Origin of the sequence: Blautia segnis, assembly GCF_014287535.1 — a bacterium.
GTDB classification, from domain to species: domain Bacteria; phylum Bacillota; class Clostridia; order Lachnospirales; family Lachnospiraceae; genus Blautia_A; species Blautia_A acetigignens.
This window is the reverse complement of sequence record NZ_JACOOT010000040.1, coordinates 128,872-151,435: the sequence shown is the minus strand read 5'-3', so window position 1 is coordinate 151,435 and position 22,564 is coordinate 128,872. Positions and strand designations below refer to the sequence as shown.

General features: G+C 44.1%; 18 protein-coding genes and 1 tRNA gene. 2 read left to right on the top strand and 17 right to left on the bottom strand.

The window, feature by feature from the left end; all coding sequences use genetic code 11:
• Positions 1-48: 48 nt before the first annotated feature.
• Positions 49-132, bottom strand: a tRNA-Leu gene (locus H8S54_RS17905).
• 223 nt (positions 133-355) lie between these two features.
• Here H8S54_RS17905 and H8S54_RS17900 point away from each other — a divergent pair.
• Positions 356-595, top strand: a complete 240-nt coding sequence (locus H8S54_RS17900; RefSeq protein ID WP_021926312.1) for a helix-turn-helix domain-containing protein — start codon at positions 356-358, stop codon at positions 593-595.
• Positions 596-682: 87 nt separating this feature from the next.
• Here H8S54_RS17900 and H8S54_RS17895 read toward each other — a convergent pair whose 3' ends face one another.
• The 9 genes from H8S54_RS17895 to H8S54_RS17855 form a co-directional block, all read right to left on the bottom strand.
• Positions 683-1,159, bottom strand: coding sequence for a signal peptidase II (locus H8S54_RS17895; protein WP_186901947.1), 477 nt, complete (start codon positions 1,157-1,159; stop codon positions 683-685).
• Positions 1,160-1,161: 2 nt separating this feature from the next.
• Positions 1,162-1,737 (bottom strand): zinc ribbon domain-containing protein, encoded by a 576-nt coding sequence (locus tag H8S54_RS17890; RefSeq protein ID WP_186901946.1) that lies wholly within the window; start codon positions 1,735-1,737, stop codon positions 1,162-1,164.
• 77 nt (positions 1,738-1,814) lie between these two features.
• On the bottom strand, positions 1,815-3,248 hold the full coding sequence (clpX, locus tag H8S54_RS17885) for an ATP-dependent Clp protease ATP-binding subunit ClpX (protein ID WP_117853220.1): 1,434 nt from the start codon (positions 3,246-3,248) through the stop codon (positions 1,815-1,817).
• 109 nt (positions 3,249-3,357) lie between these two features.
• Positions 3,358-5,025, bottom strand: coding sequence for a S1C family serine protease (locus H8S54_RS17880; protein ID WP_186901945.1), 1,668 nt, complete (start codon positions 5,023-5,025; stop codon positions 3,358-3,360).
• Between the two features lie 120 nt (positions 5,026-5,145).
• Positions 5,146-6,075 (bottom strand): glycosyltransferase, encoded by a 930-nt coding sequence (locus tag H8S54_RS17875; RefSeq protein WP_186901944.1) that lies wholly within the window; start codon positions 6,073-6,075, stop codon positions 5,146-5,148.
• A 99-nt stretch (positions 6,076-6,174) separates the two neighbouring features.
• Positions 6,175-7,437 carry an LCP family protein gene (locus H8S54_RS17870; protein WP_117853213.1) on the bottom strand — a complete coding sequence of 421 codons (1,263 nt, stop codon included), beginning with the start codon at positions 7,435-7,437 and terminating at the stop codon, positions 6,175-6,177.
• A gap of 14 nt (positions 7,438-7,451) precedes the next feature.
• The gene (locus H8S54_RS17865; RefSeq protein ID WP_117853359.1) at positions 7,452-8,855 is read right to left on the bottom strand and encodes an undecaprenyl-phosphate glucose phosphotransferase; all 1,404 of its coding nucleotides are present in this window, start codon (positions 8,853-8,855) and stop codon (positions 7,452-7,454) included.
• Between the two features lie 146 nt (positions 8,856-9,001).
• On the bottom strand, positions 9,002-9,958 hold the full coding sequence (locus tag H8S54_RS17860) for a glycosyltransferase family 2 protein (RefSeq protein ID WP_117853211.1): 957 nt from the start codon (positions 9,956-9,958) through the stop codon (positions 9,002-9,004).
• A 9-nt stretch (positions 9,959-9,967) separates the two neighbouring features.
• Positions 9,968-11,839 (bottom strand): glycosyltransferase family 2 protein, encoded by a 1,872-nt coding sequence (locus tag H8S54_RS17855; RefSeq protein ID WP_186901943.1) that lies wholly within the window; start codon positions 11,837-11,839, stop codon positions 9,968-9,970.
• 206 nt (positions 11,840-12,045) lie between these two features.
• On the opposite strand from H8S54_RS17855, the gene H8S54_RS17850 reads away from it, so the two are divergent.
• Entirely contained in the window at positions 12,046-13,302 is a 1,257-nt protein-coding gene (locus tag H8S54_RS17850; RefSeq protein ID WP_243000256.1) for a D-alanyl-D-alanine carboxypeptidase family protein, read from the top strand.
• Positions 13,303-13,398: 96 nt separating this feature from the next.
• On the opposite strand, the gene H8S54_RS17845 is transcribed toward H8S54_RS17850, so the two are convergent.
• The 7 genes from H8S54_RS17845 to H8S54_RS17815 all read right to left on the bottom strand — a co-directional run bounded on the left by H8S54_RS17845 (position 13,399) and on the right by H8S54_RS17815 (position 22,381).
• Complete coding sequence (locus H8S54_RS17845) at positions 13,399-15,876, bottom strand: glycosyltransferase family 2 protein (protein ID WP_021926301.1); 2,478 nt, start codon at positions 15,874-15,876, stop codon at positions 13,399-13,401.
• A gap of 1 nt (position 15,877) precedes the next feature.
• Positions 15,878-17,128 (bottom strand): hypothetical protein, encoded by a 1,251-nt coding sequence (locus tag H8S54_RS17840; protein WP_117853203.1) that lies wholly within the window; start codon positions 17,126-17,128, stop codon positions 15,878-15,880.
• A complete protein-coding gene (locus H8S54_RS17835) occupies positions 17,128-18,054 on the bottom strand; it encodes a class I SAM-dependent DNA methyltransferase (RefSeq protein WP_117853200.1) in 927 nt (308 codons plus the stop codon). The genes H8S54_RS17840 and H8S54_RS17835 overlap by 1 nt, the downstream gene beginning before the upstream one ends.
• Positions 18,055-18,057: 3 nt before the next feature.
• The gene (locus H8S54_RS17830) at positions 18,058-19,284 is read right to left on the bottom strand and encodes an ABC transporter ATP-binding protein (RefSeq protein WP_117853354.1); all 1,227 of its coding nucleotides are present in this window, start codon (positions 19,282-19,284) and stop codon (positions 18,058-18,060) included.
• A gap of 67 nt (positions 19,285-19,351) precedes the next feature.
• Positions 19,352-20,167, bottom strand: coding sequence for an ABC transporter permease (locus H8S54_RS17825; RefSeq protein WP_021926298.1), 816 nt, complete (start codon positions 20,165-20,167; stop codon positions 19,352-19,354).
• A 10-nt stretch (positions 20,168-20,177) separates the two neighbouring features.
• Positions 20,178-20,732: a dTDP-4-dehydrorhamnose 3,5-epimerase gene (gene rfbC, locus H8S54_RS17820; protein ID WP_021926297.1), complete on the bottom strand. Its 555-nt coding sequence runs from the start codon at positions 20,730-20,732 to the stop codon at positions 20,178-20,180.
• Between the two features lie 74 nt (positions 20,733-20,806).
• On the bottom strand, positions 20,807-22,381 hold the full coding sequence (locus tag H8S54_RS17815; RefSeq protein WP_173765189.1) for a GH25 family lysozyme: 1,575 nt from the start codon (positions 22,379-22,381) through the stop codon (positions 20,807-20,809).
• Positions 22,382-22,564 lie beyond the last annotated feature (183 nt).

Here is a 22,564-nt window from a genome sequence, read left to right as displayed (position 1 = left end):
TACTGGATCTCAGATATCTCTGGTATTCGTAACAAAAGAAAAAAATAATGCAGGAGATGGGACTTGAACCCACACGATCTTGCGACCACAGGCACCTGAAGCCTGCGCGTCTGCCAATTCCGCCACTCCTGCATTTCTTATGTTTCAATCGCTTTCTCGCGACTGCTTGATTATAATACAACATATTCACTTGAATGTCAACACTAATTTTCAAAAAAATTTAAAAAATTTTGAATTTATATTGTTAGTCCATTCTGGTCTTTTTTAAGGTGTCAAATGAAACTGCAATTTATAATAAGAAAGATGGCCATATACAGACGGCCAGGTCTATATTTTTACACCAGAGAAATGAAATATGACGTACAAAAGAATCAGAGAGCTTCGGGAGGATCATGATTTGACGCAGACATATATGGCACACTATCTGAATGTAAATCAGCGCACTTACTCGCGATATGAAAGAGGGGAACGGAGCGTTCCTCTTGAACAATTATGCCGGATTGCTGACTTCTACAAGGTAAGTGTGGATTATCTGCTTGGACGTACTGATGTAAAGCGTCCTTACCCTGCATCCCGGCTCTCCAGGAAAACGTGAGACTTAGAGCAGCAGAAACAGCATCAAGGCTCGCGTCCTGCAAAACACAAAGAGACATCTTCTTTCAAAGGAGATGTCTCTTTATGTTTATATGTTTTCTCTTTTTCTTTTTTTGTCAGGAAGCAGGCTGGATACCGCCCACAGCACAGTACCGGCGGCGATGCAAAAATCCGAAAGGTTAAATACCATCCTGCGCATATCCTTGTTCTTTACATTAAAGCTGATATAATCTGTAACATAGCCCTTATTTCTGCGGTCCATGTAATTCGACATACCGCCTCCAAGAACCATGGCAAGTCCCATTCTTCCAAGCCTGCGGCCATGAATAAGCTCATGCCAGTATTCCCCCAGCACACAGCCAAGACCTGCTAAGGAAAGCTCTCGACAGCTTTCCTCATCAAGCTTTATTTTTCCAAACACCATGTTCTTGTTGTGACAGTTTCGAAAGATCACTCTGCCTCCAAGTACTTCCTCGCGGCTTCCCTGAAGCCTGGTACTGTCTACATGCTCCTTAATTTTGTGATCCAGCAGAAAAATTCCTCCTGCAATACTCAGTGAAAGCATACTCACTTCTCCTCGGCATCTTCCGTTTTCTTATCGCAGGTCTCAGAAGCTTCTGCTTCTTCTTTGGCAGAAGCATTTTCAGGTTCTGTCTCGCTCTCTTCTACTGTCTCTATGCGTTCGTCTGATGCTTCTTCTGGCATCCCTTCCTCCGCTTCTACCGGCTCCTCTGTCTTGGAATCTACAACCTCTCCCTCTGCTGCTTCAGGCTCAGGGTTCGGACATGGAGAACCACAAAGGGGACAAAATGCTGCACTTCTGTCAATAGACTTGCCACATGCAGGACAGATTTTCTGCCCCTTTAAATCAGCTGCCGCATCCTTATATCCTGCAATAATCTGCAAATGCTGCTGGATTTCTTCACAGAATCCCTTCAGTCCATCTTCTACCTCTGTACCATCCTTGTATTTCTCAAAGATTACGTTTCCAATATCAGCCTTCAGCTTCTGCACCATCTGTTCTTCACTAGCAATTTTACTTTTGATCTTCTGTGTCTCATAGATCTGACTTGCTTTTTTACTAAAATCCTTCGTTGTTCTTGTTATCGTGTCACTTAATTCATCAAAAAAATCGCGTGCCATTTTGCCATCTCCTTTATTTATATAAAAAGTGTTGACCACATGTTACCTGTGCAGGCAGCCAAAAAGCAGCTGCGGATTTACTGTACTGAGAGAAGCGGGATTTCCTGACCTCGAAGCAGGATTCTCGGTCCTCCGGTACCTTCAATATATTCTCTTGTAATAATCACCTGTCCAATGCTGTCATCCTTTGGAATCTCATACATGATATCCAGCATATACTCTTCCAGGATAGCGCGCAGTCCTCTGGCACCTGTATGCTTCTCCAGAGCTTTAGCTGCAATAGCATGAAGGGCTTCTTCTTCATAATCCAGCTTTACCTCATCTAATGCAAGAAGCTTCTGATACTGCTTCAGAATCGCATTCTTAGGCTCCTTAAGAATCTGTACCAGCATATCCTCATTCAGTCCGTTCAGCGTATAGATAATCGGAAGACGTCCGATAAACTCAGGAATCATGCCAAACGCACGAATATCATCTACAGTTACCTTCTCCAGAATATGAGGATCGTTGTCATATTTATCCTTAAGATCTGCATAAAAACCGATGGATGCCTGCTTATTCAGTCTCTCCTTAATGATATTCTCCAGATCCGGGAAAGCGCCCCCGCAAATAAACAGAATATTCTTCGTGTTCACAGTAACCATCGGAACCATCGCATTCTTGCTGTTGGCACCTACCGGAACCTCCACCTCGCTTCCCTCAAGGAGCTTCAAAAGTCCCTGCTGTACAGCCTCACCGCTTACATCTCGCTGATTGGTATTTTTCTTCTTGGCAAGCTTATCAATCTCATCAATAAAGATAATGCCGTGTTCCGCTTTCTCTACATCATTGTCTGCAGCTGCAAGAAGCTTGGAAACCACACTCTCAATATCGTCACCGATATAGCCAGCCTCTGTAAGCGAAGTGGCATCTGCAATAGCAAGCGGCACATCCAGAAGTCTGGCGAGAGTTTTCACCAGATAGGTTTTACCGCTGCCTGTAGGTCCGATCATAAGCATATTGGACTTCTCAATCTCAATTTCATCCATAGTATCTGTAGCAACACGTTTATAATGGTTATAAACAGCAACAGACATTACCTTCTTGGCACGCTCCTGTCCGATTACATATTCATCAAGGCTTGCCTTGATCTTGTGAGGTGCCGGAATCTTCTTAAGGTCAATGGCTGGCTTGGCAGCCTCCTTTTTCTTCTTTATTTTCTTCGGATGGGGAATGGCATCCTGAAGGCTTCCCAGATTGATCATGCTTACATTCGGCATGTTCAGAAGATCATTCAGGTTCAGTCCATTATTCATCTGCTGGGTCATAGTGTCAAAGCTCTTCTGCATACAATCGTTGCAGATATGTATATTATTAGGCAGTTCGATCATCTTGCCAGCCTGGCTCTCCGGTCGATGACAGAGAAAGCAGAATTTCTCATATTCGCTGTCATTCTGCTGATTGCTGTCGTTGTTCTCTGTTATATCTCCATCGATGATCTCGTCTCTTTCATCGTCAAAATGATCTGTCATAATTTTTCCTTTCCTGTTTCTTATTCTGTCCTTTTATTGTAGCATATTTTTGTCAGATTTAGAAATTAACTTTTTATAAACAAAGGGGAGCATTTCGCTCCCCTGAAATTTACTGATTACTATCCGGTCTGGCACCTAGCGTGACTGTAATCGTGGATTCCACATATTCTCCGTCGCTCAGGCGTGCCACGCCCACGTCTATTTCTTCTCCTGCTGTATAGTACTGGAGCTTGTCGTTGATATCCGCTTTGCTGGAAACCTTCTGTCCGTCCAGCTTGGTAATAATATCACTCTTCTGGATTCCCGCATTGTCTGCTGCGCCGCCGGAAACAACGTCCATGACAAAAGCACCTGCCGGCATATTATACATCTGGATTGCCTCTCTGGAAAGATCAGCAAACTTCACGCCCAGGTATCCTGCCTGTGATTCATCCGAAACCTTATCTCTTGTTTTGCGGTTCATCAACTCTTCCAGAATCGGCTGTGCCTTGGAAATCGGGATTGCATATCCGGTACCTTCCACACTGCTGGATGCAATTTTGGCACAGTTGATACCGATCAGCTCACCCTGCATATTCAAAAGTGCGCCGCCGCTGTTTCCAGGATTGATGGCTGCATCTGTCTGGATCAGGTCTTCATAAGTATTGGAATCAGACTGAACAGTTCGCTCCAAAGCACTTACCCATCCGGAGGTTACAGTCTGACCATATCCAAGGGCATTTCCAATAGCTACTACCTGCTCACCAACAACCAGGTCATCTGAATTGCCAAGCTGCGCAATCTTAATCTGATTCATGGTCTCTTCCGGGATATCACTTTTCTCCACTGCAATGACTGCCAGGTCTGTATCCTCATCTGTACCTTTGATCTTTGCGGAAACCGCTCCATCAATATTCAAATCTCCATTGCTGGTCACATAATTCTCAGTTTCCTGCTCTGCATTCACCACATCATCGCCAATGAAGCATACGCTTAAAGTAGTTGCTCCCTCTACCACATGATTGTTAGTAGCAATCAGAAGCTCACTGTCATTCTCTCCTACAATAATACCGGAACCGCTTCCTGTGCTCGGATACTCCATTCCATAACCGAAAAAGCTGCGGATCTCCTGCATGCTGACGGAGGTGATTGCCACAACAGAGGGCATGGCAGCCTGTGCAACTCCAGCCACAGGTCCTTTCTCATTTGCAACTGCGTCTGCGCTTACAGTATCGCTGCTGCTCTGGCTGGTCTCATCGGAAACAGAGGAGGTAAGCGTCTCTGCAGTGCCTACAGATGTGGTGGTATCTTTCTTAAAATACTGATCAGATACCGCATTCACCGCCTGAAAAACAAGGCCTGCCACCAGGCCAAAGATTACAGCCAGGGTAATGGTGTTTCTTGCTTTTTTTCCAAAGGAAGAAGATTCTCTCTTTTCATGATGCTTCCGATGTTTGGTCTTCTCTTCTTCCGGCTTCTTTTCCTGTTCGTCTACCTGGTAATGTGCATATTTAGGTTCTGCACCTTGTTCACCGGAAGTGCTTCCGGCACTGCTGCCAGATTCATTTCCCCCATAATTATGGGAGGCATAATAATTGCCATTATCTGAGTCTGCAGCATTGCCGCCAGATTCTCTGCTTCGCGTGTATTTATAATGATACGTTACATTCTCATTCAGATCTTCTTCGGGGGCTGTCTGCTGATCAGATGCAGCCTGCGCGGACACATCTGAATCTGACTGCCGGGGCGTATCATCCGTCTTCTTCGGATCCTGTCCCCAATTCCATTCATCACTCATGTTTTGCTCCCTTCTATGTTAAATCCTAACAATTTCTTTTATTTTATAGTACAAGTTTAGCAATCAATTGTGTTGAAAATGTGATAGATTCTTTAAGAAAAGGTGACAGCGTCAAAAGCCCTATTTTTCTTCCTGTTTTTTCCAGTATTCACGGTTCATGGTACAGAAAAGGATCATTTTCTCCGGCAGCTTCCGGTATCTTTTTCCAAGGAAATATCCTGCATATTTAAATCCGCTCTGCGCGATCAGCCCGGGAATCAGCCAGATATGTCCTGTTTTTACCAGATAGGCAAGACTTTTCTTTACAAGACGAATTCCCTCCCCTTCTGAGGGAACACCTGCGAAAATCTCCGGATGCTCGGCCTGGGAAACACCCAGGTCAAAATTACGGTGAAACTGCTGGCGACAGGAATAATTGTGGGAATGGATCACACAGGCATCTGCTGCGTAGGCAATCCCGTATCCTTTTTTTGCCATGGTTCCGGCATAGATCATGTCCTCATTAAAAATCGCATGCTCGATAAAGCCGCCCATTTCCTGGTAAATCTTTTTCTTATATGCGGCGCACACATTGGAACAGAAATAGGTCTTAATTCCGTATGCTGCAGTATCCTTCTCCCATTTCACGGAAGATTTGTCCGGATAATTAAAGGTACGGGTATATTTTTCCAGATAGGCACAGTCTTCTCTGGCCAGCTGTCTTGCAAAGGCAGCACCTACCTTTGGATTCTCCTGCAGCGGGCGGATCAGATTCTGAATCAGATCCTGATCTGCCGGAACGGCATCCTGAGTCATAAATACCATAATATCTGCATCGGAAAGCTTCGCTGCGGCCCGCCTGGTTCCGCCATGGTCAAAGTCTTCTTTTTTCAGATGGGTCACTTTCACTTTTTGAAAAGCATCCTCCCATTTGGGATTCCAGAATTTTTCTTCTGTATTCATGACAATGATATTTTCTATGGGATAACTCTGGCTGCAAAGTGCATCCAAAAGACCGGCAAATTCTTCCCCCGGACGATATGCAGGAATGATCACATCTACTTTTTCCATTGCCGCTTTCCTCCTTGCGTTTAAAAAAGGGACCATTCCTTCTCAGATGGTCCCCGAATTTTTTCTTTATAATGATGTCACTTCAAGATATCTTTTCTTTTAATATTCGCTTCCGTCTTCAAAGCCATCATCACTATAATCATTATCACTGTAATCGCTGCTATAGTCATCACTGTAATCATCGCTATAGTCGCTGCTGTAATCATTATAATCGTAATTTCCGCTTCCATCTCCCTGCCATACAACATCAGACGAAGTGTCATCACTGGTTACAGCTGGAGCTTCATCCACTAATGTGTCCGCTCCTCCTACAAGCTCAATGATCTTGTCATTGGCTTCAATAATATTCTGGGACGGCTCATAGCTCTCATCTGCGCCGTACAGGAATGCATGCAGTTCCTTAACGTTTTCCTCCAGGGTATCTGCAACTACCATGCTGGCATTCTTAACATCCGCAAACTTGTATTTCGATGGGAAACCTGTAGTATCTGCAATATTGTATCCGATCAGGCTCGGAACCATGTTCAGCAGCTCGGTCTTGGAAACAGATGTAGTAATCAGCGGGAATACCTGATCCATAATATTGAAAATAGTGGTAATTCCAGCCTTCTTCGCCTTATCCACCATAAGGCCGATCACTCGTCTCTGGCGCTCGGTACGTCCCATATCCATACTGGATGTGTAACGGATTCGGCAGTAGGAGACAACCTGTACTCCATTCAGATGATACTCTCCAAGAGCAGCCTCCTCATCAACAGGCTTTGGATCCGGCAGTTCCACCGGAGTGTAGCTCTTTCCAGTCTCTTCCGAGGTTTCAATACAGTAGTCATTCATGAAAACCATTTCTGCATAAGAAAGAGGAAGATCAAGTCCGCCTAAAGCATCTACCGCTTCTGCCATTGCACTGAAGTTTACCGTCACATAATCTGTAATATTCAGATCCAGCATGGTATTCAGCATGGAAATCGCCTGCTCCGGGCCGCCGTATGCATATGCTGCATTCGCCTTGGTATAAGTGTCATTTCCAATATTCAGAAGGGTGTCACGATATATGGAAGCCAGCTTCACTTCTTTGGTATCATTATTGATGCTTGCAACAATAATGGTATCACTGTTCTGCGCATCCAGCGCTGCATTCTTGGAACGCTTGTCAATTGCAAAAAGCGCATATGTGGTATAACCGGTCATCTGCGGTGCCGTCACATTCGTAACAATTTTACTCTCGTCCAGCTGCGGTGTCTCAATCTTATTCAGTCTGCTGTCGATCTGTCCGTATACATACAGACCGCCGATAAACAGAAGCAGACAAAGAATCTCAACAATAAACAGGGCTGTCTTCCTTTTTTTACCAGGTCTTGCCATTTCTCTTTCCTTTCTCAGTAAGCATTCTTATTAATAAATCCCTTAAAAATTGTCATAAACAATATTTTTATATCCAGACCAACGGTCCAGTTCTCAATGTAATACAAATCATACTCGATTCTTTTGCGGATGGAGGTATCTCCTCTGTAGCCATTTACCTGCGCCCATCCGGTCAGTCCCGGTCTTACCTGGTGCTTCACCATGTATCTTGGAATCTCCTCACGGAATTTCTCCACAAAAAATGGTCTCTCCGGTCTTGGTCCCACCAGGCTCATGTCTCCCTTCAGAATGTTAAACAGCTGGGGAAGCTCATCAATACTGGTCCGGCGCATAAATCTTCCAATTCCTGTAACTCTGGGATCGTTTTTCACAGTCCAGGCTTTCTTCTCCTCCGCCTCCGGCTGAATCTCCATGGAACGGAATTTGTACATCCAGAAAGTCTGGTTATGAAGTCCCACTCGCTCCTGGCGATAGATCAGCGGTCCCGGGGATGTGATCTTAATTAAAATACACATCACCAGCATAACCGGAGATGCCACAATGATCCCGATAATGGATCCGATAATATCCATCACTCTCTTGATCATGGAATTGAAGGTATTGCTCAGGGGCACATACCGGATATTGATGACCGGAAGTCCCAGGATATCTTCTGTATATGGTTTGGTAGGAATAATCTTATTATAGTCCGGAATAAACTTTGTATGCACTCCTGATTTCTCGCAAAGTGCAACAATCTCCTCCAGCCGGTAATATTCACTTAAGCCAAGCGTAATCGCAATCTCATCCAGCCTGCTCTCAGGCAGGATCACATTCAGATTGGCAATTCGTCCAATTACCTTAATGCCCTTGTACATAGTACCCGCAGGAATATTGTCATCCAGAATTCCTCTCACAACATACCCCCACTGCGGATTCTCCCTGATGCGGTCAATATATTCCTCTGCTGCCCGGCTGTATCCTACAAGTACCACCTGCTTCTGGTTCAGTCCGCGCTTTCGCATATTCCGCAGGCTGTAGAAAATGAGCATTCTCACTCCCCAGCTGGCCAGAATACAGATTCCATAGAACATATACAGCACAGAACGGGAAATATTCCCCTCTTCAATGGTGTACAGTATAAATATGGTAATCAGAATACCAAGGGAATTGGCCTTGATAATATTTGACAGCACAAGGCGTCTTCCCTGCATCCGCATAGGCTCATACAGGGAAAACGCATGATATAGCAAAATATATGCAGGCAGAATGAAGATCAGAGCAGACATATACTGCTCAAAGCTTCTTGCACGCACTGCAGTTGCCGCAAACGGGCCGATAAATCGAAGTACCCAGGCAAAGAAATAAGATAGCGTAATTACACAGGCATCTACTACAACATGGAGACGACTGAAATTCTTCTGATTGTCTCTGATCAAGCTTGCCACCTCTGCCTTCTGTCCGCCGCCCATGCACTTCCTTCAAAAGTGCTCCAGGACTGTGACTTTCCTTATCTTATAATAGATAAAACAGAATTGCAACAAATTCTTCAAACTTCATTTATAAAAATTTGATAAACATTCTTTTATGCAAAGAATCTGTAAAAGAGATTCCCCCATAATTCCAGCTGGATCTTTATATACTGTTCCAGATTTTTCAATTTGAATTTGACCTTTTTGTCTCTGTGACTGATCTGAAAACCGTTCTTGATCCCGGCAATGTATTCCCTTCCCATTCCTTTTTGGGTAAAGAACAGAATCTTCATTCCAAATCCCAGGATCAGAAACGGAAGATTCAGAAGGATCTGCAGAAACGGCATATTTTTGTAGATCAGATAAATATTATTTCTGGAAGAATACCTGGTCTTGAAATGATTGTATCTGGAGCCGCTTGTTCCGCTTCCTATATGATACACGATTGCTTTTGGGGCATACCAGTTCTCATAGCCATTGATTCTCGCCCTGTAGCCCACATCGATATCCTCCAGATATGCAAAGTGCTCCTCATCAAAATAACCAATCTTCTCGAATATTTTCTTCCTATATATAGCAGCCCCTGCACAGGAGGTGAAAATTTTGTCCTCACTCTCGCAACTGTGAACATCCTTGCCTTTTCCCCTGGCAAAAGCCCAGCCAAGGGCGCTGTAATAATTTCCAGCATCATCCAGCTTGTCCCTGTCATGATAGCAGATCATGCGGGCACTGCAGGAAAAAGCTCTTCTGTGCCGCTTGATGGCAGCCAGCATTTCTCCCACAAAATAGCGGTCCACTTCTGTATCATTATTTAAAAGAAGCACATAAGGAGCCCTGGCTGCGTAAATTCCCTCATTCACAGCTCTGGAAAACCCAAAATTATCAGGCAGTTCAATAATGTGTACCCAGGGATAATTCCCCATTGTAAAGGCCACGCTGCCATCAGATGATCCATTGTCTACCAGAATCGTCTCGAAATTCTGAAATTCCTGCTGCTCCAGGCTGGAGAGCACTCCCTCCAGATATGCCATGCCATTGTAATTTGGTATAATGACTGATACTTCCTGCATAATTTCTCCTTAGTCTTTCTCGTCATTTTTGCCGGACATACCCGGAATCGGTCTCAGGGAATAATTCCATTTGGTCAGAGAAAGATTCTTGTTATAATTAGGGTCTCCATTCTTCAGAATCCCTATCCAATTGCTTCTCATATACTCAATTTCTCTCTGAAAACGGCGGATCTTGGCATCATCATCCTCAGCTCCCCTGGTCTTGGACTCCATATGGTAAAGCTTCACATAAGGGTCATATACCACCAGATAACCTGCTTTTCCCGCTTTCAGGCAAAGATCCACATCGTTGAATGCCACAGCCAGCTGCTCGGTAAATCCGCCGGCCTTGTCAAAAGCACTGCGCTTCATCATCATGCAGGCGGCAGTTACAGCACTCATGTCCTGCAAAATAGAAGCCTTATGAAGGTATCCAGTGCGCTCTGCAGGCATGTCCACGAACATATGGCCTGCAATCCCGCCAATTCCAACCACACAGCCAGCATGCTGAATGGTATTATCCGGGTAAAGAAGCTTCACGCCTACAGCTCCTACTTCTCTTCGCTGGCATACGCCAAGCATCTCACCCAGCCAATCCTCTGTGATCACGGTCACATCGTTGTTCAGGAATAACAGATACTCGCCTCTGGCATTTTTCACGCCGAAATTATTGATGGCAGAATAGTTGAATTCCTTTTTCCAGCAGATCAGGTGGATTCTTGGATCTGCAGAAATCTTCTTATAATATTCAAAAATCTCATCTGTGGTACTGTTGTTCTCCACAATAATGATTTCGTAGTTGTCGTAAAGAGTGTTTTTCCGAATGGATTCCAGACAGTTCTCCAGAGTCTCCTTCTCATCCTTATTGGGAATGATAATGGAAACAAGAGGATGTCCCTGTACCGGATATTTCACACGATAAAAACCAAGGTCTGCAGTATGGCTAACTGTTCCTTTCACCCCGGTACGCTCAAGATGGGCCTCAATCGCACGCCTGCCGGCTTCAAAAGCATACATCTTGCTTGCAGGATTATCTGCGGTAGATGCCTTATGGGTACGCCAGTGATACAAAATCTCCGGCACATGCACAACCTCACGGGCTTTTTCCACACAGCGGAAAATAAAATCGTAATCCTGCGCACCGTCGAACTCACGGCGAAAGCCTCCCACTTCTTCCACAAGCTGCCGTCTCACAACAAAAAAGTGACAGATATAATTGTTGGAGCGAAGAAGATCGATGTTAAAATCAGGCTTTAAGTGAGGCTGAAAATGCTCGTCCAGTTCAGCCGTCACCTTATCCTCATCTGTATACACTGCATCTGCCTGTTCATGCTCATTCAGTGCATTCACGATCTCATACAGGGTATTGGGAGAAAGAAGGTCATCATGGTCCAGAAGCCCCACAAACTCTCCCTTCGCCATGGAAAATGCCGCATTTGTATTCTCTGCAATTCCCTTATTCTCATTCAGATCCATCCAACGGATGCGGCTGTCTTTACTGCTGTACTCTTCCAGAGTCTTTCTCATGGATTCCTCTTCCGGGCTTCCGTTGGCAATGCACAGCTCCCAGTTCTCATAGGTCTGGGCTATAAGAGAATCTATCATCTGCTTCAAAAACAGCTGCGGAGTCCGATACGCAGGAACTACCACGCTGATAAGGGGCGCATAAACAAACTTTTTCTTTCTCTGTTTGTCAAGGACCGTCTGGTCAGGCGCATACGCCTCATACCAGGGACCATATGGAATCTCCTCCGGCTCAAACCGCTCATGGAGCCGGATCCAGAATTCCTTCAGGCCATAATGCCGCAGATATAAAAGTCCCTTCTGGATCATATATGGAGATAATTTTTTGAAGAAACGGGACCACTGGATCCGTCCTTCTGATCCGCTTTTTTCACTCATACCAAAATCCTTTTCTATTATAATTGCCCCTATTTTAACATTGAAGAAACAAATTTGCAAGGAAGGCGTAAAAGAAAGGTTGAATTAACCTGGCTTTTAGGATATGATTGTATCCATAACCAGTACTTATATTTTCTTATTTTACAGGGAAACTATAGGATATGTTATAATTTTATTAAGTTTATTTTCGCACAGGAGTTTATTATATGATGAAAAAGCCAAAGATACTGTCAGCACTTATGGTTCTTGGACTTTCCGCTTCCCTTCTTGGCCAGGTACCGGTTATGGCGGAAGAGGCAGATCAGACCCAGACCACTGATGCAGCCGGTGGAATCACCACCAATTCTATTTCCGGATGGCCTCAGGCCTCCGATATTTCCTCAGAGGCAGCTGTAGTGATGGAGAATTCCACCAATACGGTGCTCTATTCCAAGAATGCAGATGAAGTGCTTTTCCCGGGAAGCACGGTGAAGATCATGACCTGCCTTCTTGCTCTTGAAAATGCACAGCTGACCGATCAGGTTACAATGACCGCTACCGGAGTTTCCGGAGTTACCGATGGAGGTGCCAGCATCTCCTCCCAGGTGGATGAGGTTTTCACTGTGGAGCAGTGTCTGTACGCCATCATGGTAGCCTCTGCCAATGATATCGCTTTGCAGATTGCAGAGCATGTGGGAGGTTCTGTAGATAATTTTGTACAGATGATGAACAGCCGTGCCCAGGAGCTTGGCTGCACCAATACCGTTTTTACCAATCCCACCGGACTTCCCGATGACAATCAGCATACCACAGCCCACGATATGGCACTGATCATGCAGGCTGCCATCCAGAGCGAATCCTTCCGCACTATTGCAGCAGCCACCAGCTATACCATCCCGGCTACTAATAAAGCCGCTGACCGTAATCTGACCAGTAAGTTTACCATGACCGATACCGCAAGCACTGGTTTCTATGAGGGCTGCATAGGAGGAAAAGAGGGCTATACAGAGGCCTCCGGCAGCACACTGGTGTGCGCAGCCCAGCGAGACGGCATGACACTGATCAGCGTTGTTTTGAAGGGTGCTTCCGGACAGACCGCACCGGATGCGGCCTCCATTTTGAATTACGGATTCGATCAGTTCCAGCTGCTTTCTCTTGGAGACAGTGATTTCAGTATTATCTCCGGCGGAGATGTGGTCGTCCCCAACGGCACTGCAGAAGACAGCCTGACTACAGAAGATACACAGAACGGCGATGAGATCGACCGCACTTATCTGTTTAACGGAGCGGCTGTGGGATCAGCTGTCCTTGAGGTGACACAGGCACAGGACACTGCATCTGTTCAGGAAGGTGAACAGAATATGCAGGCCGCCAGAGAATATTCGGAGGCACACACTTACATTCCTTATTATGTGATTGCCGGAGCTTTCCTTATTCTTCTTATTTTCTTTATCTGGAGAATTGTTAAGGTCGTGAAATCTTAACCTATCAAAAAATCAGCCCGAGCAGGATGCTATTGTGCATCTGCTCAGGCTGATTTTTTATTGCTGCCAGGGATTTCGGTTTCAATGATTATTTCATTATTTTCCAAAATCCGCTTCGATTTTCTTCTCGGATTCCATACGAAAGGTGCAGTCCCCACGTACAAGGCTAAGATTCGGATTGTAGTAGGGATCTCCTTTTTTCAGGAACTCTGCATGGCGTTCGCGGAAATGGCTGATTTCCTTTTTAAAGCGCTGCTGTTTTTCCTCGGTATTTTCCATACCGCGTGATTTGGACTCATAATGATAAAGGCATGCCTCGGGAGTGAACACAACTAATTTACCAAGTGCTCTGGCTCTCAGACAGAAATCAATGTCATTTAATGCCACAGTAAAGCTTTCATCCAGTCCATGAAGCTGGTCAAAAACAGACCGTTTCACCATGAGGCAGGCTCCGGTTACCGCACTTTCATCCTGGGCAACTCCAAGACGCCATAAATATCCCATTGCATTTCTGTCGTAACCTGTAAGAATATGTCCTGCAAAACCTGCAATTCCCACAACCACGCCTGCATGCTGTACCGTATTGTCCGGATACAGAAGCTTGGCTCCAACGATAGCCACATCCTCCCGCTGGCAGTATCCCATAAGATTCTCCAGCCACTGCGGAGTGATGACTTCCGTATCATTGTTCAGAAGCAGCAGGAATTCTCCCTCTGCATACTGTGCACCAAAATTATTGATCGCGGAATAATTAAAGGGGCCATCCCATTTAACCACCTTTACTTCTGAATACCGCTTCTCAAGTTCTTCATAATAACAGAAGGTTTTCTCTTCCTCGCTGTTATTTTCAATTACAATAATCTCAAAATTTTTCCATGTGCTTTTTTCCATAATGGAGGTCACGCATTTCTCCAGATCTGCAGTGTGATCCTTATTGGGAATCAGAATAGAGACCTTTGGATTTCCCTTTATGGCAAAATAGCTTCGGAAAACAACAGGATTTCCTGTATATTCTACGACTGCATCAATTCCCATACGCTTATAATGCTCTGTCAAAGCCTTCTCACCGGCAATCACTGCATATGGCTTGTCATCCGGATTCCCTGCGGTAGAGCCCTCATGGCTTCTCCAGTGATAAAGGAGCTTGGGAATATGTCGGATATTCTGTGTATGTTCGGTACAGCGCAGCAGGAAATCATAGTCCTGGGAACCATCATATTCTCCCTGCAGAAGGCCAACCTTATCAAGAAGGGTTCTCTTCACAACCACAAGATGACAGATGTAATTAACACAATGCAGGTAGTCCGGATTAAAGTCCGGCTTAAAATGAGGATACAGACGTTTTCCCTTGATATCAATAATGTCTTCATCGGAATATAATAACTCTGCTTCTGGATGGCTCTCAATCTCAGCTGCCATCTGATAGAGCGCCTCTTCTGCCAAAGTGTCGTCATGATCAGAAAAAGTAATATAATTGCCTGTTGCGATTCCAATTGCCGCATTGGTATTGTCTGAAATTCTCAGCTGTTTTTCATTATATACCACACGGATTCGGGAATCCTTTTTCTCATATTCTTTCAGAAGATTTTTGATCGGAGAATCCGGGCCGCTGCCATCGGAAAGACACAGTTCCCAGTTGCTGTAGGTCTGGGCAAGAACGGAATCCACCAGAGACTTCAGCAAATATTCATCCGTCTTATACAGCGGAACAACAATGCTGAATTTGATGTTCTCTTTAAAAACCCGCTTTCTCTGTCTGTTTAACTCCTGACGGGTAACTTTATTTTCTTTCAGCCAGGTCTCATACATTCCATCCTTCTGCTTCGGCGTCCTTAAGCGTTCGATGCATTTTTTTGCCATTGGAACAGCACCGTGGGCACGGTAATATACAGCAGCTTTTTTGCTGTAGGTGCCAAGTTTTCCCACAAATTTACTGATAGGAGTGGTTCCGATCTGGTAAACCGTCTTGTTTCCTTCCTGGTCCTTTATCACAAAGTAAACTTTTTTTCCTGTCACATTCTCGATGCGAATGGAAAAGCCGCATTCCTTCTCAATAGGCCATTCCCGGTACATCTCTGCTACATCCATTCTGATGCAGCGTTTCACCTTGATTTTCAGTGGTTTTTTATTTTCATCGTAGGCTCTGTACTGCAAAGGTGTTCTGGCTACTGCCCAGCCTCCAAGACCTACTGCATTTTCCTGGGGTGCAAAAATCTCGGCATCCAGAAAGAACTGCGGCCTGCCCTGCTTCCTGGCAATTTCCAGAACATTGGACTTATACCACAGACGTCTCTGCTTTCCATTTACAGCATAAACCTTAATAACCTTATGCTTCTTCAGATCTTCCGGCAAGGTTAGAAATACATCTGCCCATTTGCCCCCTGGAAACTGCTCATCCAGGGTTCGTTCCCTGGGAGATAAAACGATTCGTTCCTGTACCTCTGATGGAAGAAGTTTTCCATCAAGAAAGCTTTCAATCTGATCTTCTTTCGAAATAATGCCGGTAATCATATATTTTTTACTGTCATCCAGAAGAAAGCGTTCTTTCTCTACCAGCAATACTTTTTGACTCATGTTATTTCCCTTTCTTTTCCATAACCTTCTCATATACCATCTGAAGCATGGGTTTGTTTTTCTCTTCCAGTTCCCTGGTCCGCTGTTCTACAAGATCATTTAACCTTGCGTTCTCCTTTTGCAGATCCTGCAGGCACGCCAGCATATCCTGATTTTCCAGATAGATTTCCAGCTGCATGGTCAATTGCTTCGCACCCTGGGGTACGGCAATGTCTTTTATGTGGGGATCCGGCCTGGATATCAAGGCCCAGCTGCCATGGATAAAACCGTCCGGAACTTCTGCTTCATCCATAGATGCAGTCTGTCCGTCAAATGCCAGTTTCTTTATGTGAACCATACAGGGCTGGTCACCTGGATCAATTCGTATTTTGCGGCACTCTGGAGGCAGATCAATTGTGTAGTCCGCATGGCGTGTCATAATTGGACGCTTCGCGGAAAACGGTTCATAGTACCTGCCCTCTTCATCGCCGAAATACACCTGCAGCAGTCCTGTAGTCTCCACAGAAAATGAACTCATTCCAGGCGTCATCACTCCATACATTTCACGCATGGGAACATGACTGCCTGTGATATATCCCTGAAAAGCTTTCTCCATCTGAGCAAATGAGCTCTGCAGAGCTTCACTGATTCCCAGCTCCTGATAAAGCTTCTCTTCATTTAAAGGTGTCCGGATACTGTTTGTCTGAATATAATAGTGAATGATCCGATACAGAACATATTCACAGGGTACCGGAAATTCAAAGGTCCATTCATAATCCAGCAGCGTGATAGGTTCTGTAAGCATTACATTATCACAAACTATATCAATATTTGTAATCTCCGCACACATAAGCTGAGACGGCAATGTCACATTTCCAAATACCTGCTGAAATTCTGCTGTCACTTCAAATGGTTTCTGGCTGTATACAAGCCGCACCTGCTTCAAAAACTCCACAAGCCGATCAAATGCAGCCTGGATTTCCCCTCTCTGCAGCATGCTGTCCAGATGCTCCGAAAGACTTTCTGCATCCAGATACTCAAATTTCACGCCATCTTCCACGATTTCACATTTATTGCATACAAAGGGGACTTTCTCGTACACAGCATTTAATCTGCTGTTCCAGGAAGCCAGATTGTCCATATGCTCTTTTCCTTCCGGGTAAAGAGCTTTTTTCTGCAGCCAGCGCTTTTTGTTTTCTTCCAGAATATCTGTACGGATGGCAAAACGTCTGCTTCTCTCATTGGAATATTTGCTGTAAATAATCTCTGCCATTATTCTTCCTCTCTTTTCGCAATCACCAGAAACGAATTGGAAAACTCCGGAAAAAGTCCGGCATCCACTAAAGAATCATACACCCTTTCTTCATTAAACAGCTGAATCCTGGGTCTGTCAAAATTACAGAAATTATCTTTCAGTTCTCCCTTTTTTGGAAGGCGTTTATCGGAATAGATGGTCAGCGGAAACTTATAATCCGGATAAGGATAATAGAAGGTGGTCTGAAAGCTGCCTGCAGCATCGATCAGTTCCTGCAGTTCTTTTCTTGAAAAGGTTCTTACCCCTTTCGTATCCGGATAATTTTCAATGCCTTCAAAATATTTCCCTACATGGTCTTCGGTACAGCCAGCCCAGTATTTCAGTCCCAGACGATTTTCTATGGCAATGACCAGCTTTCCGTCTTTTTCCAGATGTCTGGATATGCGGCGAAGCATTTCCACATAAGGCTGATGAGTTCCAATATATCCTTCTGAATATTCGAACACGCCAATCAGCGTGATATAATCATATTTTTCAGTAAGGCTCACCTCAATATCCTGAAAATTTCCCACCATGATCTTTACATTGTCACATTCTCGATTTCGGTAAGCATTAATGGTGCTGCGCATTTTGGACAGATCAATACAGGTTACGCTTCCGGCTTTCTTTGCCAAAGCTCCTGTAATAGGACCGCATCCAGAGCCAATTTCCAGAACCTTGTCTGTTTTCCGGATTGGAAGCCACTCCAGTATATTCTGACGGATATGGGAAAAATGGTAAAGTACCGGCCAGCTGTTTTTCTCTGCAATTACACGATTTAATTCTTCTTCCCCATAACTGCGGGCAATTTCCAGGAGTTCCTCTTCTACAGGGCCATCACTGTACAGGTCCTCTCCCGGATAAAACTCATAGTCCAGCGTTACTTTTCCAATTTTTTCCTGCATCTACTATTCTTCCTCCACTGATACTGTGGAATTCATATCATAAAAACCAACGGTGTTCTTGGTAGAAACCACAGTAATGTTGCAAGCGTCATATAAACGGTGAAATACGGTAAAATCTCCATTCTGATATCCGGTACATCCAAAGGAAAGAAGGTATTCTCCCCCCTGCAGATTCATTTCCTGTTCAAAAGTAACCACGCACTCACAGCCTGAAGCGGATTTCTCTACATTTACGCCTTCGTACATGGTATTCGTTCCGGTAATTTCTGTTCCCTGGATATTTTTGAAGGTAAAGGCCATGATTGGCTGCTGAATGCTTTCGTTAAAATGAACCTTCATTTTAATTTTAAACCGGGAACCTTTTTCAATGGTATTGCTCTGGCGGCCCTTGGAATCCAGAACTACAAAATCACAGATCTCAGCCTGCTTGTCTCCATACTCCAAAGTATTGGGATTCACCTGAAAACCACTTCTCCAGTTTGTCTCAGAATTTACAGGTGCTGTATGCTCATCTTCTGCCTGCTTCACTGGATCCTGGTGTACCAGAAGCTGCTTGTACATATCTACCATTGCCTTCGGGGAGCCTTCATCCAGCTTCTCCCCCTGATTCAGCAGGATAACGCGGTCACAGTACTTGGAAACGCTTCCCAGATCATGGCTTACAAATAAAATTGTTTTTCCCTGTTTCTTAAATTCCTCGAATTTATGATAGCACTTCGCCTGGAAAAATACATCTCCTACAGACAAAGCTTCGTCTACTACCAGGATTTCCGGGTCAATATTGATGGCCACTGCAAATGCAAGACGTACGAACATACCGCTTGAATAGGTTTTTACAGGCTGGTGGATAAAGTCACCAATATCTGCAAAACTAAGGATCTCATCCAGGCGCTCATTAATCTCATTCTGGGAAAATCCAAGCATTGTACCATTCAGATACACATTTTCCAGACCTGAATATTCCGGGTTAAAGCCTGCACCTAATTCCAGCAGAGCTGAAATCCTTCCATGCACAGACACTTCCCCTGCAGTGGGCGCAAGTACACCTGTAATAATCTTCAGGATGGTAGACTTACCGGAGCCATTGGTTCCGATAATACCAACACATTCTCCCTCGCGCACATCAAAGCTTACATCTCTTAATGCGTAATGCTCCCGGTAGCGTTTCTTTTTCCCAAAGCCGAGGGAATCCTTCAGACGGTCTGAAGGTTTATTATAAAGCCTGTACATCTTAGACAGGTTCTTTATTTCAATGGCATTTTTACTTTCCACATTAGTTCCTTTCTATTTCCATGCATTATAAAACATCTGCAAAATGAATGCGAAGACGTTTAAAAATCCAGTTTCCGAACAGGAAACAGATGATGGATACTACCCAGAAGTAAATGGTCCAGTTCGGTCTTTCCCAGAACCATCTTTTTATAATAAAGGCATCTCTGTATCCTGACACAATATAAAACATTGGATTCAACTGAAGTATTTTGTACAGTCGGCTCTGTACACCGATCATGCTCTCCGCAACCCACATAATAGGTGTGATCCATACACCAATCTGAAGTATAATTCCGATAATCTGTCCCAGGTCACGAAACAGCACTACAATCGCGCTGGTTGCATAGCACAGCCCCGTTACCAGAAAGAAGGCACATGCACTGTAATAGAAAATCTGTAAATAGTACATATCTGGGAATCTGCCGTTGCACATATAAAGAATAATGGCTAATATAACAAAAAAGCCATGCACAAACAATGCTGAAATAATTTTTACGACCGGCAGCACGCTAATATTAAAAACTACCTTTTTTACCAGGTAATTATATTCAATCAGCGCATTGGTTCCCCCGGAAAGAGCATCTGAAAAGAAAAACCAGGGGACAATTCCCGCTACCAGATAAAGCACAAATGGGATTCCAAGCTCATCTGTGTTGGAGCGGAAGCCCACTGAAAATACAAACCAATATACCAGAATGGTTACAACCGGCTGAACAAATGCCCAGATGGTTCCAAAATAAGATCCTGCATATCTGGTCTTAAAATCATTTTTCGCCAGTTTCATAACCAGCCGGCGGTTTCTGTACAGATCCGCCGGCAGAGAAAAAATTGTTTTAAGCATTTATGATCTCCTATCTCTGAAGTTCCTTTAAACTTCCCCATTTCTGATCCTTGTCAGAGAAGATCAGTTCCATTCCTTCCGGAATCGGCCACTGTACGTTGATATCCGGGTCATTCCAGATCAGACCGCCCTCATCATTGGGATGATAGAAGTCAGAGCATTTGTATGTGAACTCTGCATTTTCGGAAAGAACCAGGAAGCCATGGGCAAATCCCTTCGGAATAAAGAACTGCTTCTTATTCTCTGCTGAAAGAAGAACGCCATACCACTTGCCGTATGTTTTGGAATCTTTTCTTAAGTCAACAGCAACGTCGAATACTTCGCCGTTTACAACACGTACAAGCTTGTCCTGCGGATAGTTCAGCTGGAAATGAAGTCCGCGGAGCACACCGTATCTTGAGCTGGACTGATTATCCTGTACAAACTCCACATCAATTCCAGCTTCCTTAAAATCATTGTAATTGTATGTTTCCATAAAATAACCTCTGGAATCACCAAATACAGTTGGTTCAATTACCTTTAATCCTTCGATATCGTCACAGTTTGTTACTTTAATTTTTCCCATTTTCTTTTCTCCTTATTTCTATTTTTGTGAAGTCAGAGATAAAATATCCCCCCTGACCTGCTGCCTTTGTCTGATCAGGCTTTGTACTGCTTCGTACATACACCGTCTTTATTAAACACAGAAACGATTCTGTTTTTGCTGGTGAGCTTTATACTCTGGGCACGAACACCTGCTTTCGCCCCGGTTCCATTATAAAAATAATACTTCTTTCCCTTAATGGTATGCCAACCTTTATAGGCTTTTCCATTTCTGTCAAAATAATAGGTAAGCTTCTGTTTGCCCACAGTTATAGAATAAAATTTATTCTGTACGCGAATACCATTTTTATCAAAGTAATAAATATTGCCTGAGGAGTCTATATATTTATAATTGGTCCGCAGTTCAAATGTCTTCGGATTAAAATAATAATACCTGCTTCCAATCTTTTTCATTCCAGTGTACGCCATGCCATTATAACCAAAATAGTATTTCTTTCCGCTTTGGGTCACAAACTGATTGCTTACACGAACACCATTTTTATCCAGGAAAAAGAGTGAAGTAGCTGATTTCCGCAATTTGTTCCTGTACATAGCACCGTTAGCTCTGCTAAAATAATAACATTTACCGTCAATTCTTTTCCAGCCGGTGACTTTTACGTTGTTTTCATAATAATATTTCCTGCTGTCCTCTGTAACCCAGCCATTTTTCATCGGGACCTTGTCCTGATATGACGGCTCTGCGGCAGGTGTATAACCTTGCTGAGGCTGCCATCTTGGTACAATTTTGGCAGTATAATCCACAAACCCAAAATTCACATCCACATTGTCCCTTTTTGAAATACCGCTTATAAGATTCTTGGTGGAAGCCATTCCCGAAACTTCGTCGCCAGCCGTCCCCTGCCAGATGGTATACTTGTATGTGCTGGTACTTGGCGCCAGGACATGATCTCCATAATAAGCAATCCAGACATCAATTCCAGCCCCTTCCAGTACACTCCAATCCACAAAATTATTATACCAGTCCAGATTCATATAAAGCATAGGCGTGTACCCAGCCTTACGGATCTCATCGCAGAAAGTAAGGGCAATCTGTGAAATTTCCCTTTTGCTTTTGGTTCCCAGCGTTCTCTCATCCTCCATGTCAAACACTACCGGGTAAGAAACCTTATGCCCTTTCATTTTCTGAATTGCCAGCTGCGCCTCTGCCAGTGCTTCCTTATTGGATTTCGCCAGGCTGTATACATAAGTTCCAACTGGAACGCCAGCTGCCTCCGCCTGTGTCATATTATAATCAAATTTTGAATCCACACGATTCAGACCATAAGAAAGCCGGATAAATGCGAAATCCACATCTTTCTTCACAAGTTTCCAGTCAATCGTTTCCTGCCACTGAGACACATCAATTCCACGCGTGATCGCACCATCTATTTTTTTTCCGCTTCCGTTGTAGCAAACACCATCAATTTTCTTCCAGGCTCTGGCTGCTTCTCCTTCTGTAGAACCTGAAAAAACCCTCACCCTTGCCATTGTTTCCTCTGGTGCAAGATTGTCAATCCTGTCGTAAGGCAAATACCCTGCATTTGCACTGACTGTTGCAGGAGCAGAAATTCCTGCTGCTCCCAATACAGCTGCCAATAAACCAGCTGACAGCCACTTTTTCCAATTCTTCATACTTTCTCCTAGTTCTTTATTTCTAAATATAAAAGTCAGATGCCTTGCGCCTGCAGCGCTGTCACAGCCGTCGATATAATATGTTAAAAATGTATTACTTCGTTATTATACAGTCTCCTTTTTCAAATTTCAACGTTATTCTCCAAAACAATGAAAAGGTGCCTTAAATTCATCAAAACTGAT